The 12,033-nt window shown below is 51.3% G+C and carries 13 protein-coding genes; 2 read left to right on the top strand and 11 right to left on the bottom strand.

All coding sequences use genetic code 11. The annotated features are described in order from the left end of the window. The first annotated feature begins 120 nt into the window (after positions 1-120). The gene (locus tag UM181_13070; GenBank protein WQC62245.1) at positions 121-1,062 is read left to right on the top strand and encodes a LysR substrate-binding domain-containing protein; all 942 of its coding nucleotides are present in this window, start codon (positions 121-123) and stop codon (positions 1,060-1,062) included. Between the two features lie 43 nt (positions 1,063-1,105). Here the strand turns inward: UM181_13070 and UM181_13065 are convergent, their stop codons facing one another. From UM181_13065 to UM181_13025, 9 genes are all read right to left on the bottom strand, one after another. Further along, positions 1,106-1,399: a DUF1330 domain-containing protein gene (locus UM181_13065; protein ID WQC62244.1), complete on the bottom strand. Its 294-nt coding sequence runs from the start codon at positions 1,397-1,399 to the stop codon at positions 1,106-1,108. An 8-nt stretch (positions 1,400-1,407) separates the two neighbouring features. Next, positions 1,408-1,992, bottom strand: coding sequence for a hypothetical protein (locus UM181_13060; protein WQC62243.1), 585 nt, complete (start codon positions 1,990-1,992; stop codon positions 1,408-1,410). After that, a complete protein-coding gene (locus UM181_13055) occupies positions 1,989-2,846 on the bottom strand; it encodes a nitrilase-related carbon-nitrogen hydrolase (GenBank protein ID WQC62242.1) in 858 nt (285 codons plus the stop codon). The genes UM181_13060 and UM181_13055 overlap by 4 nt, the downstream gene beginning before the upstream one ends. Before the next feature lie 4 nt (positions 2,847-2,850). Continuing rightward, on the bottom strand, positions 2,851-3,264 hold the full coding sequence (locus UM181_13050) for a hypothetical protein (GenBank protein ID WQC62241.1): 414 nt from the start codon (positions 3,262-3,264) through the stop codon (positions 2,851-2,853). A 12-nt stretch (positions 3,265-3,276) separates the two neighbouring features. After that, positions 3,277-4,641: an FMN-binding glutamate synthase family protein gene (locus tag UM181_13045; GenBank protein ID WQC62240.1), complete on the bottom strand. Its 1,365-nt coding sequence runs from the start codon at positions 4,639-4,641 to the stop codon at positions 3,277-3,279. 22 nt (positions 4,642-4,663) lie between these two features. After that, complete coding sequence (locus UM181_13040) at positions 4,664-5,533, bottom strand: GXGXG motif-containing protein (GenBank protein ID WQC62239.1); 870 nt, start codon at positions 5,531-5,533, stop codon at positions 4,664-4,666. Beyond that, on the bottom strand, positions 5,521-6,456 hold the full coding sequence (locus tag UM181_13035; protein ID WQC64757.1) for a glutamine amidotransferase: 936 nt from the start codon (positions 6,454-6,456) through the stop codon (positions 5,521-5,523). Before UM181_13035 ends, UM181_13040 begins: the two co-directional genes overlap by 13 nt. Before the next feature lie 76 nt (positions 6,457-6,532). Next, positions 6,533-8,002 carry a glutamine synthetase family protein gene (locus UM181_13030; GenBank protein WQC64756.1) on the bottom strand — a complete coding sequence of 490 codons (1,470 nt, stop codon included), beginning with the start codon at positions 8,000-8,002 and terminating at the stop codon, positions 6,533-6,535. Positions 8,003-8,076: 74 nt separating this feature from the next. Then, a complete protein-coding gene (locus tag UM181_13025) occupies positions 8,077-9,420 on the bottom strand; it encodes an FAD-binding oxidoreductase (GenBank protein ID WQC62238.1) in 1,344 nt (447 codons plus the stop codon). Positions 9,421-9,605: 185 nt separating this feature from the next. Between UM181_13025 and UM181_13020 the strand changes: the two genes are divergently transcribed. Next, on the top strand, positions 9,606-10,286 hold the full coding sequence (locus UM181_13020; GenBank protein WQC62237.1) for a FadR/GntR family transcriptional regulator: 681 nt from the start codon (positions 9,606-9,608) through the stop codon (positions 10,284-10,286). 10 nt (positions 10,287-10,296) lie between these two features. On the opposite strand, the gene UM181_13015 is transcribed toward UM181_13020, so the two are convergent. Next, the gene (locus UM181_13015) at positions 10,297-11,016 is read right to left on the bottom strand and encodes a type 1 glutamine amidotransferase (protein ID WQC62236.1); all 720 of its coding nucleotides are present in this window, start codon (positions 11,014-11,016) and stop codon (positions 10,297-10,299) included. 53 nt (positions 11,017-11,069) lie between these two features. After that, complete coding sequence (locus tag UM181_13010) at positions 11,070-12,026, bottom strand: GlxA family transcriptional regulator (protein WQC62235.1); 957 nt, start codon at positions 12,024-12,026, stop codon at positions 11,070-11,072. Between the last annotated feature and the right edge of the window lie 7 nt (positions 12,027-12,033).

Here is a 12,033-nt window from a genome sequence, read left to right as displayed (position 1 = left end):
TTTTCCGCACATAGATTTTATGGGCTTAGGGTCTAAAAATTAGTGGCAATATATCTCAGACAAGGTTACGCTAACGCCATTCTCGTTTTCACTAAATTAAACTATGATTGGTCAAAACAAATGAATAAAAACAATGTATTACCACGCCTAGATTATCTACTTGCATTTGAATCTGCGGCGGTTAACAACAGTTTTGCAGGTGCTTCTAAAGCGCTGAACATCAGCGAAACGGCCATCAGCAGGAAAGTTCGGCTTTTAGAGCTGCATTATAAAATAAATTTATTCAATCGCGGACACCGCTCGATTCACCTAACCCCGCGTGGGCAAAGGTTTTTTGATGATATTTTACCCTTGCTTGATCAGTTGCGAGCCCTCTCACAAAACCTGCTGGAAGCCACGTTAAACAATGCTGTGACAATCGCGGCAACCAACTCGGTGGCGGGGCTTTATTTGATGCCCAAATTACCGCGCTTCAACGCGCTTTACGAACCAGTTAACATCAACTTACTGTCCTCAGATGACGATGATGAATGTCTGGCGGAAGATGTCGATTTAACAATTTTACGGGGCAATGGGCATTGGTCAGGCTATTCGGCAGAGTTATTATTTGGCGAAACAATATTCCCGGTCTGTTCGCCGGAATTTTTGCGGAAAAACCCCGGCATCACCACATTGGCCGCAATGTCGCAAAGCTCCTTAATCGGCATTCACACCATGCATACCGAGTGGATGACCTGGCGCGCTTGGTTTGATTTGATGCATCACGCAGTGGCTGAATTTGAAGAAACAGTCAGCTTGAACACCTATCCTCTTGCGATTGAAGCTGCCGTAAACGGATTGGGAATTGCGCTTGGATGGGCCCATTTGGTAGATCATCTGCTTGAAGATAACAAACTTATCCGACCATTGGGTAACATTTCGGCCAGAACAGATCATGGCTATTATTTGCTGAAAGCAAGCGATGGCCCTAGTTTTCCAGAGCGCGATCGGGTTGAAAATTGGCTTTTGGAGGTATCTGCGAGCCGGCAAAGATATCAGCAACCAAACGCCTCAACGCTTTAAAAAAACCGCGTAAAACCCGATGTGCAGATTCCAATAAAGGGGCTTACAGAACACCTTCAACGATGGTTTGAACGCTGGATGAGGCAGAGAGCCTTTGCCTCTTGGCTGGCGCATAGGCATCCGAGGCATACCAATTCATCGCTTTGTCATAGCTGGGGAATTGAATGATAACATGCCGATCGCCCGGCGGCGCGCCTTCAAAGCTGCGGGCTTTTCCGCCCCGTACCAAAAACTGACCACCAAAAAGATCCAAAGTGGGTTGAACCATTTTCACATAGGTGGCGTAGGCTTCTGGGTCATGAATGTTGATTTGCGCAATCACATATCCGTAGGCCATAGCTTTTTTCAAACCTTCAATTCTTGCGAGCTTGACCAATCCGGTTCAAAGCCCAAAACAATCGTATTGCCCGGCAGCTCTGGGTTGAACAAGCGATTATGCGCGATTGTCGATTGATTCAAAAGGTTTTTGGGGGTGAGTTTCCAGACTTTACACCGAATTTCAAAGCTTTGCGCATAGGCTGCAAAAACCAGACGACAGGTTTCCGCGCTCCTAATTTTGGCCGCCCCTGGGGAATGGGGCGGAAATGTCGAGGTTAAGATATCCGAAAACTGTTTGTGCTTTTGGTAAAAGGTTGCGGAAAAATATTGGATCGCTTGGTTGCGGCGCTGCGCAGGATCGTTGGTTTTACGCGCCATATGCAGCATCTCGGGTGTTTCAGAATAGGCCGGCAGTTTGTTCATAATGGTGATAATGGTTCCCATCGCTTGCGCGTCGTCTTTCAAATAAACTTCGGGCATGATTGTGGCATCCGGGCGGCCCATATTATCACGCATCATCATTTGCCGACAATGGCATTGCCATTTTAAAAACCGGTCTTTCAAAGGGTGGTTGGCGTAGCTATCGCCCAAAAGGGATGCAACTGAACTCATAGATCCTGGTATCTTTCTGTCATTTCTGCCGACTGCAGGCTATACGCCCGGTCATGCGTTAAGCTTGGAATTTTTGAGCGCACCCACCGCGCCTGAGAGAGGTCAATCGTGGCTTGAATAAAGCCCTGATCTTCACCGCCATCAGCCAAAACCCGCCCCCAAGGGTCTATAATCAAGCTGTGACCGTAACTTTCACCCCCCCCCGGAATAGGCCCTACCGCACACGGGGCGATGATAAAGCATCCATTTTCAATCGCCCGCGCGCGGTTGAGAACATGCCAATGCGCCTGCCCTGTTTTCTTTACAAACGCGGCCGGCACCGCAATCGCCTCTGCCCCTGCTTGCGCCAAATCGCGGAACAGTTTTGGAAACCGCAGATCATAACAGATCGTATGGCCCAACTGCATACCACAGGCGGGCGTCACTTGAACCGCAGCGCCGGGCGTGACATGCGCGCTTTCCCGATATACTTCTTGTTCCGAAATTTCTACGTCGAACAGATGTATTTTATCATAATGGCTTTGAACATTACCTGCGGAGTCAATGATGTAGCCACGGTTTAGTATTTTTGCATCAGGCGCGGTTACAGCGATCGAGCCCAACATAACCCAAACCTGATAGTTTTGTGCAAAAGCTTGAAACACCCGCAGCATCGGGTGGTCTTTTTCTTGTGCAACGGGGGGCCGCAGCGCGGCGCCTTCGCTGGCCAATCCACCGCAATATTCGGGCAAAAATATAAATTCTGCGCCCGCTTTTGCAGCTGCCTCTGCCAGTGGCATCGCCTCCGCAATCGCCTCAGATATCGAGGCTTTGGGATGCGTTTGCAGACATGCAATATTCAGCGGGCGCAGCAAGACCTTAAAACTTCATATAGGCTTTGCGCAGATTGGCCAAAGGATGGCGATCAGACATCTGAAACTTCAAGAGCAATTCGCGTGCAATCATATCCCGATCCTGTTGATTATCCGGCAGATCAATACTGCTGGGGATACGCACCCAGCCATTATTGTTGCGGTCAAACACCGCCGGCGCGCCCTCTTCATAGCCCATATGAATATCTTCCAGCCAGTTCAGATCATCCCAGCCCATAATTTCCATATATTTGGCTAAATAGGGCGTGATCCGGCTTTTATCGGGCACCAAGTTCACATCATACCGATAGCCAATATGCTGACCAATTTCTTTTTCGCGTTCGCTTTCCAAACCATCAGCATCATTCAAAAACTGATTGACGTCTTTGATTTCAGATCCGCGATATTGTGTTCCAGCCATTGTAACTCCTCCTTAGAGATGGTGGTAATCTTCGACGCCCACAGTGTGGTTCGTGCCAGCTAAAGGAACGCCTGCCATGGCAGAGGCTTCCATCGTCAACGCGGCCAGATCCTCAGGCTCAAGGCTATGCAGATTGGTTTTGCCGCAGGCGCGGGCAAAAAGCTGCGCTTCGATCGTCAGCGTGTGCAAAAAGTTATACACGCGCTCGGCAGCTTCATCCGGATCAAGACGGGTGCGCAGCGCGGGATCTTGCGTCGCCACGCCAACAGGGCAGCGCCCGGTATGGCAGTGGTAGCAATATCCGGGCTCTGCACCGATTTCTTCGGGATAATTGGCTTCCGGGATATCCTTGTTGCAATTCAAGGCCATCATCGCGGAATGCCCGATGGCGATCGCATCTGCGCCCAGCGCAATGGCTTTCGCAACATCGGCACCGTTTCTGATGCCGCCTGCATAAATCAAGCTGATTTCGCCGCGTTTGCCAAGATCATCGATGGCTTTGCGCGCCTGACGGATCGCGGCCATTCCGGGCACCCCTGTGTCTTCGGTCGCCAAATGCGGCCCGGCGCCTGTGCCGCCTTCCATCCCATCGATGTAAATCGAGTCTGGATCGCATTTCACCGCCATACGAACATCATCATAAACCCGCGCCGCACCCAGTTTTAACTGGATTGGAATTTGCCAATCTGTGGCTTCGCGGATCTCTTGAATCTTAAGCGCCAGATCATCAGGGCCTAGCCAATCAGGGTGGCGCGCGGGTGAACGTTGGTCAATGCCTGCGGGCAATGAGCGCATTTCAGCCACCTGATCGGTCACTTTTTGCCCCATCAAATGCCCACCAAGGCCCACTTTACAGCCCTGTCCGATAAAAAACTCGCAGCCATCCGCCAAGACCAAGTGGTTTGGGTTGAACCCGTAGCGCGATTGAATGCACTGATAAAACCATTTTGAGCTATAGCGGCGCTCATCCGGGATCATCCCCCCTTCACCCGAGCAAGTTGCGGTACCCGCCATTGTGGCGCCCCGCGCCAGCGCGGTTTTCGCCTCATAGCTCAGCGCCCCAAAGCTCATCCCTGTGATATAGATTGGAATATCCAGCTCAAGCGGACGCTTTGCGCGGGGACCAATCACCGTTTTGGTTTCACATTTTTCGCGATACCCTTCGATCACGAACCGCGTCAACGTGCCCGGCAAGAAGGTTAGATCATCCCAGTGTGGAATTTTCTTGAACAAAGAGAAGCCGCGCATCCGATAGCGTCCAAGCTCGGATTTGATATGGATGTCATCCATCACACGGGGTGGGAATACAAAGCTGTCACCGATGCGGTTTACATCACGATCCAGCGCTTTCTTTCTTGGCATATCACCGTCAGCCATAGGTATTATCCTTTCCTTAGACTTACAGAATTATTTTCTTTTCATTGGGTTCAAGATTGTCGTAGTTCCAAAGCTGTTTCCCAGCGACAATCTTTGTAAAATGGTCAACACCCTTATCGGGCATCATGCCATATTGGGTCAGCTTTGCGGTGAGCCAGTCGCGATCAAGGTCAGTCAATTCCGCCTCGATTGCATCCACTCCAAGCGATTGAATCTTACCGCCCACAAAAATGGTGCCGTCATACATTGAATCGCCAAGGTTTTTACCCGCATTTCCACACACAACCATCCGACCGCGTTGCATCATAAAGCCCGATAAAGCCCCCGTGTCACCACCGACAAGTATCGTACCGCCTTTTTGGTCAATACCTGTCCGAGAGCCAACCGACCCCCGACAGACCAGATCCCCGCCGCGGATCGCAGCGCCAAAGGTCGAACCGGCGTTTTTTTCAATGACAATCGTTCCAGCCATCATATTTTCGCCGCAAGACCAGCCCACGCGCCCGTTGATGCGCACATTCGGACCATCGATCAACCCAACACCAAAATAGCCCAACGAGCCCTCAATAATTAAATTCAACCGGCTTAGGATCCCCACGCCCAGCGAATGCTTTCCGCGCGGATTTTTCAGCACAATCGTGCCATAGCCTTCGGCCATGAGGGCCCGAATTTTGGAATTCACCTCGGTGGTGGTCATTTCATCTGTATCAAGTTCGGTGCGCTTATTGTAATCGACTTCGGGCGCCCAAGGGTATGTGAAGCGCTCTTCCGCATCCGGATCAAACTCAATGTAAAGCGATTTTCCCGTCAGTGCCTCGGTGCGCATTCCAAGCGCGGTCACCCGCTCTTCCTGACTCATTTGCTTTAGTTCAGTATCGCTTAGGCTTGCCATACGCGTACCTCCTCATCATAGGGATCGTAAGTGTCAATTTCTTGGGGAAGAATGGCCCGAATAGCGACTTCTTCTGATGCCATAGCGATCAAATCATCGCTTTCGTAAAGCACCAATGGCTTTGCAGCCATCGTATCTTTGGCCATGCCCAGTTGATCTTTGGTAGCGACCAAATAGGTAAAGACGCCGTCAATTTCTTCGATTGAATTGCGCAATGATTGCTCAAGCGTTACGCCATTTGCTAAATTGTTCGCAGTGTAAACAGCCAAAAGTTCGCTGTCACAATTTGACATAAAGCGATGGCCTTTGCGCTCCATCTGGCGGCGCATAATCCAATAATTTGTGATTTGTCCGTTATGTACAACGCTCACGTCATTATAGGGAAAGGCCCAATAGGGGTGCGCGGAGCGAATATCCACATCCGACTCGGTTGCCATTCGCGTATGGCCAATGCCATGCGTTCCGTTAAATTCATTCAGACCATAAAGCCCGGCCACATCTGACGCATCGCCCAAATCTTTGATCAGCTCTAGGCCATTTCCAAGCGATAAAATTTCAACGCCATCGGTTTCTTCAATATGCTCGGCCAGTGCGGTGGTATCCCCCTCATGGGAAATCAGATAGCGCAGAGCATATTCGGTTGCGTGCTCTTTCGTTTTCACCGTCACGCCATGCTCTTGCATGATCGCTTCCACCTCCGTGATGCGATCCGCCAAAACCTGATGAATGCCACGGCCTTTGGCCATATCTTCGGCTTCCGCCACTTTCAAACGAAGCACATAATCGCCTTCGGTTGGCTCGCCATAGACAGCGTAGCCCGTCGAATCCGGCCCGCGATGCTTGAGGGCCTGCAACATTGCTGTCATCTCCCCCCCCACATTTGAGCTTTTGCCCTTATGAATTAATCCTGCGATACCACACATATTACATCCCACCTCCATCGGGTTGCGTCAGAAGTTTGGCGGGGTTAGCCCGCCGCATTACAATTTTGGAAATGCCTTATGGCAAGCACTCCATATACATCTCATTGTCCCAATCGGTTGACGTGGACATGAAGCGGGCCCATTCGTCATATTTATATTCATGGTACAAACGATACATTTCGCCCGGCATGCCGCGGCGCACCACTTCGCTTTGCTCGAGATAGCTCAGCGCCTCACCCAAAGACATTGGCAATTTCTTGACTTCTTTGCCCTCTTTGATCGCCTCATAAATATTGCGCTCTTCAGGCTCGCCCGGGCTGATGCTGTTATCAATCCCATCATCCATTGCGGCCAGTAATGTTGTGCCCATCAAATACGGGTTGACCATTGAATCCACCGAGCGATATTCGAACCGGCCCGGCGCCGAGACGCGCAAGCCCGTGGTCCGGTTTTGGAAGCCCCAATCGGCAAATACCGGCGCCCAAAAGCCCGTATCCCACAAGCGGCGGTAAGAATTCACCGTCGAACAGCCAATCGCGGTCAACGCTTGCAGGTTTTTCACCACGCCGCCAATCGCAACCAGCCCTTCGGCGCCCGGCATTTGCGGATCATCATCATCGGGCATAAACGTGTTGCTGCCGCCCTTTACATACATGTAATTATCACGCATGCCCGGCAGGTTATCCGGATCATTTCCGCATTTGACAAACTGATCTTCGCCGCCCCGCCAGAGCGACATGTTATGGTGGCACCCAGAGGCTGACACGCCCATGAACGGTTTCGTCATGAAGCATGCAAAAATACCATGCTCGCGCGCCACTTGCGCGCAGATCTGACGGTAAGTTGTCAGACGGTCGGCATTGCGCAGCACATCATCAAACATCCAGTTTAATTCAAGCTGACCAGGCGCATCTTCATGATCGCCCTGAATCATATCCAAACCCATTTTACGAGTGTATTCCATAACCTTCATGGTCACGGGGCGCAGGCTTTCAAATTGATCAATGTGATAACAATAAGGTTTTGAAAATCCGTCTTTTGGCTTGCCATTCTCGTCAAATTTCAGCCACATCATTTCGGGCTCGGTGCCGATGCGCAGCTGGCGCCCATGCTTGGCCTTAAATTCTTCATGCATGCGGCGCAGATTGCCCCGAGAGTCTGCAGTCAAATAAGCGCCAGGATCCACTTTCTCTTCGCGGTTGCGAAACAAAGTGCAATAAAACCGTCCAATTTCCGGTGCCCAAGGCAATTGCATAAACGTCTCAGGCTCGGGAATACCAACCAATTCCGCAGCCTCGGGTCCATATCCCATATAATTTCCCGCGCGATCCGTGAACAAGTTGACGGTTGCGCCATAAACCAGCTGAAAGCCTTTTTTAGCAACGGTTTCCCAATGATCTGAGGGAATGCCTTTGCCCATAATTTTTCCGGTTACAGAGACAAACTGAAGATACAGATATTCGATGCCGAGGGAATCGATCATCTTACGCACTTCTTTGATCTTCGCATCGCGCCCAGGCGCTTCCACAAAACGTTCAAGGTCCATTTCGGCCACTTTAATTCTCCCCTTTTATATCTTTATTTTTTTGCCTTTTTTTATATTTTTGATTTCACCAGCCACTAACTCCAAGGATATGGGCTGTTTGATACTGGGTGCAGATTTCCTTTTTCGAAACGGTCAAAGCGGAAAGGCTCTAACAAGCTCTGCTTTTCGCCAAGCACTTCATCGGCGATCAAATGTCCGACGCCCAGCATTTTCCACCCATGATTACTATCCGCAATCAGCGTGGCATTCTCATGAAAATGGTCAAAAACCGGAAAGCTATCGGCGGTGAAACAGCCGATGCCACCGGATGCTTCACGGTGATATTTACCCATCATGCCTTCAAAGCGCTGATGGCAATGCGCCAAGGCCGAGACCCACATATGAGCAAAACCGTCAGAGGCCACAAATTCAGGAGACGAGGGGCCGTAAGGGTCAATTGCAACCCGCTCAACCGGCGTATCCACTTTATAGGGCGAGGCGCCCCCTTGAATACCGTTAAAATGCCAATCAGGTTTGTAATAAATGCCCCACAGATCTTCGGTAATTACGCTGCCATCCACGCAAGAGTGTAGCGGGGCATCGGTATCGACATGTATCACCGGTGGTATTTTGCCATCATTGGTTTGCAGCACCTCAGGCGGCAATTGCAAAACGCCTTCTTCAAGTTGCCAGAATCGCCACATATCGATGTCGTGATGCATCTTTCCCGTTAAATCTTTTAGGCTGATCTTTTTGGGCATGCCCAGCATATCCCAGAAATCTCGGGCCCAGGGACCGGGCGCCACAACCACATGCGCGCAAGATAGCGTGCCATGGGATGTCTCAACAGATTTGATGCTAGAACTGGCGCTTTCGCTTGTCAGACCCTTCACCTCGACACCAGAGATAATCCGAACCCCGCGCTCTTCGACCTTCTTGGCCAGCCCGTACATCGATTTGGTGTTGTTCGAATACCCCCCCCGCTTCTCATGCAGGACCGAGGTAATACCTTGCGCCTGCCAATCGCTAAACATGGATTTCATGTAAGAATCGCAAGCATCCGCACCCTCGATAAACTCGCTTTCATAACCGATTGCTCGCTGTTGCTCATAAATCGAGGTCACGTCTTCACGCATCGATTCGCAAGAAATCTGCATATAGCCCACAGGATGATAGCTGAGTCCGGCCGGATCGCTTTCCCAAACATCCACGGAATGCGCCATAAGTTCCCGCATCGCAGGTTGAAAATAATTGTTTCGTACCACGCCGCAGGCAATTCCCGACGCTCCGGACGCAATCCCCGATTTGTCCAAAACAACAACGCGGCCCTCAACATCTTGACCCTGAGCGATCAAACGATCCGCCAAGCGCCAGGCTGTGGATAACCCATGAATGCCCGCGCCAATGATGAGGTAGTCTACATGTGTGGGGAACGCCATTCACCCATCTCCCTAAAAGTGTTCCAACTGCTTTGCCTTCGTTATGCGGCAGCTTTTCCGCCCAGACCTAAGTCGAGCTTGATAAAAGCAAACCAAAAGTCAACCTATTTCGTACCACTTGCTGAATTTTACTTGACATTTCCTATTATTGGTACAAAATTGGACCAAAAAGGGATCTAATGCAGGTGAAGAAGAAAAAGATGAATGCGGCTGATCTGGCCAGCATATTGCGTGGGGAAATCATTCAAGGCGTTATTGCCCAGCATGAAAAACTTCCCGCCGAGCGCGAGATGGCCGAAACTTATGGCGTGTCGCGCGGCACCGTGCGCGAAGCTCTGATCAAATTGATGGACACAGATCTGGTTGATATCAAAAGAGGCAGCGGCACTTATGTAACATTTGAGGCGCCGCCTCCCCAGCCCAGCGTCATCCAAACGGCGAATCCGCTTGAGCTGATTGATGCCCGCTTTGCCCTAGAACCGCATATTTGCCGCTTGGCTGTTCTGCATGGTCGCCGTGCTGACTTCGATCGTTTGGGGCAATTATGCACAAAAATGGAGGCCAGCGTTGACAACGCCGCCGCCTTCGCAGAAGCCGATACAGAGTTTCACCGCGCCTTGGTCGAATGCACTGGCAACGTTCTTTTAATCTGGATCATGGATCAGATCACATCAGTGCGCGGTCAAAGCGATTGGACAAGAATGCGCAGTTTGACGTTGAACACTGCCATTATACAGCAATATAACGCGCAACACAGGCGCATCTTAAACGCGCTTTACAGCCGTGAGCCTGAAGCTGCCGCAAGCAATATGAAAGAACATCTTGAAACGGCGCGCCTATCCCTAACGCGGGCTGCCGCGGCATAGGAGCGCGGCGTTACGCGCGGGCCGCAGTTTGCAACCAATTCAGATATAGACGCTCGGCCATGGCGTTAAACGCGTGCATTTGAGCAGCGCAATCCGCTTCAAGCGTCTTTTGGCCATTGGCGCCCAGCGCCGCGGTCAAGCTGGCTTCATATTCTGGAATTTTGCCCCAGTCCTGCACCGTGCTCTGTTCTATTTCAATATGAAATTGCAGCGAATAAGCTCGAGGGCCCCAGCTCATCGCTTGCACGGCGCAATTGGGCGATGTTGCCAAAACTTTTGCCCCTGCCGGCAGCGTTTTAATTTCCGCCCCATGCCATTGCAGGCAATGCATGCGCTCGGGCAATCCATCGCATAAAATTCCGGAGGCACCGGCTTCGGTTAATTGAACCTCACAGACCCCAATTTCCGGAATTTCCGATTTGCCAACGCTGCCACCCAGTGCTTCCGCCAGCAATTGATGGCCAAGGCAAAGCCCAAGAAACGGCAGGCCTTTTTCTTCAACGGCCTTTTGAATAAAGGCTTTTTCAGCGATGAGCCAAGGATACGCCTCTTCTTGCCAAACATCCATCGGTCCGCCCATAACCCAAAGCCCATCATAGCCTTCTAGGGCAGGCAAAGCCTCTCCCTCGTCAAGATGCACCGCATCCCAACTGTGACCATCTTCTTGCAAAAATTGGCGGAAAATACCGGGATGTTCTGCCCGAGCATGTTGTAAAACAAGTAAATGCATGTGCCCTCCTAGCTGCGTTTACATAGGCATTTCTCAGCCCCTTAGACAAGTATCTAGCGAAATTCCGACGGTGCGCGGCCGAAATATTCCCGAAATACGCGCGAAAAATGCGAGGCGCTTGAGAAGCCGGTTGCCAGCCCAATTTCGGTAAGTGACAGCGGTGAGTTGGTTAATAAATTGCGCGCCTTATCTAGCCTTAAATCGCGATAATAGCCCATCGTTGACCGCCCCAACTTAAGCGAAAACAACCGGTTTAGCTGGCGCGGTGAAATCTTTGACACCTGTGCCAATTGTTCAAGCGTCAGCGGATCCGCAACATGCGCCTCCATCGCTTTCACCGTTTCTAACACCTGTGCGTTGGTTGATCCGATCCGCGCGATCAACCCGCTGCGCTGAGGTCCGATCGCGGGGCGAATTTCCGTATGTAAGAACCAATCGCTGACCAAACTGGCAAAAACTGATCCCTGATGCTGCGTTATCAAGGCCAGCATCAAATCCAGCGCAGCCGTTCCACCCGCGCATGTCAAACGATCCCGGTCGATAACGTAGAGGCTGCGTTCAAGCAGCAGATGCGGCGCGCTTTCTTCAAGCGCTGCGGCATGTTCCCAATGCACGGTCATGCGCCGCTCTGCCATCAAGCCGGCATTGGCCAAGATGACTGGCCCACCCGACACCCCACCGAGGCGCACGCCAAATCGGGCGATCTTCGCCAGCCAATTCCAGACAGCCATATCCGCAAAGGTGGCGGGGTTGCCACCGGCAACAACAAACAGATAATCAAGGCGCGGTGCGGTCAAAAGCGTCGCCTGCGGCGCAACACTGGCAGCGCCAGAGCTCGATATTAGCTCAAGCGATGGGCCAATATTCACAACCTCATAAAGCATACGCCGGCTCAACATATTGGCCGCGCGAAACGGCTCAACCGTGGATGCATAAGACATCAAGGCAAAGCCATCGATCGGCAAAACGCCAATTCGGATGATATCCGTCTGATCTCTTTGGTCAGGCATTGTACCA

The sequence above is a fragment of the Alphaproteobacteria bacterium US3C007 genome (assembly GCA_034423775.1).
Taxonomy (GTDB): domain Bacteria; phylum Pseudomonadota; class Alphaproteobacteria; order Rhodobacterales; family Rhodobacteraceae; genus Thalassovivens; species Thalassovivens spotae.
The sequence above is the reverse complement of the archived record's forward strand: the minus strand, read 5'-3'. Positions and strand labels throughout refer to the sequence as shown.

What these genes read in the sequence shown, in the direction of transcription:
- UM181_13065 (WQC62244.1), bottom strand. Translation starts at nt 1,399, where the DNA reads ATGGCCTACGGATATGTGATTGCGCAAATCAACATTCATGACCCAGAA.
- UM181_13070 (WQC62245.1), top strand. Translation starts at nt 121, where the DNA reads ATGAATAAAAACAATGTATTACCACGCCTAGATTATCTACTTGCATTT.
- UM181_13030 (WQC64756.1), bottom strand. Translation starts at nt 8,002, where the DNA reads ATGGACCTTGAACGTTTTGTGGAAGCGCCTGGGCGCGATGCGAAGATC.
- UM181_13025 (WQC62238.1), bottom strand. Translation starts at nt 9,420, where the DNA reads ATGGCGTTCCCCACACATGTAGACTACCTCATCATTGGCGCGGGCATT.
- UM181_13035 (WQC64757.1), bottom strand. Translation starts at nt 6,456, where the DNA reads ATGTGTGGTATCGCAGGATTAATTCATAAGGGCAAAAGCTCAAATGTG.
- UM181_13060 (WQC62243.1), bottom strand. Translation starts at nt 1,992, where the DNA reads ATGAGTTCAGTTGCATCCCTTTTGGGCGATAGCTACGCCAACCACCCT.
- UM181_13040 (WQC62239.1), bottom strand. Translation starts at nt 5,533, where the DNA reads ATGGCAAGCCTAAGCGATACTGAACTAAAGCAAATGAGTCAGGAAGAG.
- UM181_13010 (WQC62235.1), bottom strand. Translation starts at nt 12,026, where the DNA reads ATGCCTGACCAAAGAGATCAGACGGATATCATCCGAATTGGCGTTTTG.
- UM181_13050 (WQC62241.1), bottom strand. Translation starts at nt 3,264, where the DNA reads ATGGCTGGAACACAATATCGCGGATCTGAAATCAAAGACGTCAATCAG.
- UM181_13045 (WQC62240.1), bottom strand. Translation starts at nt 4,641, where the DNA reads ATGGCTGACGGTGATATGCCAAGAAAGAAAGCGCTGGATCGTGATGTA.
- UM181_13015 (WQC62236.1), bottom strand. Translation starts at nt 11,016, where the DNA reads ATGCATTTACTTGTTTTACAACATGCTCGGGCAGAACATCCCGGTATT.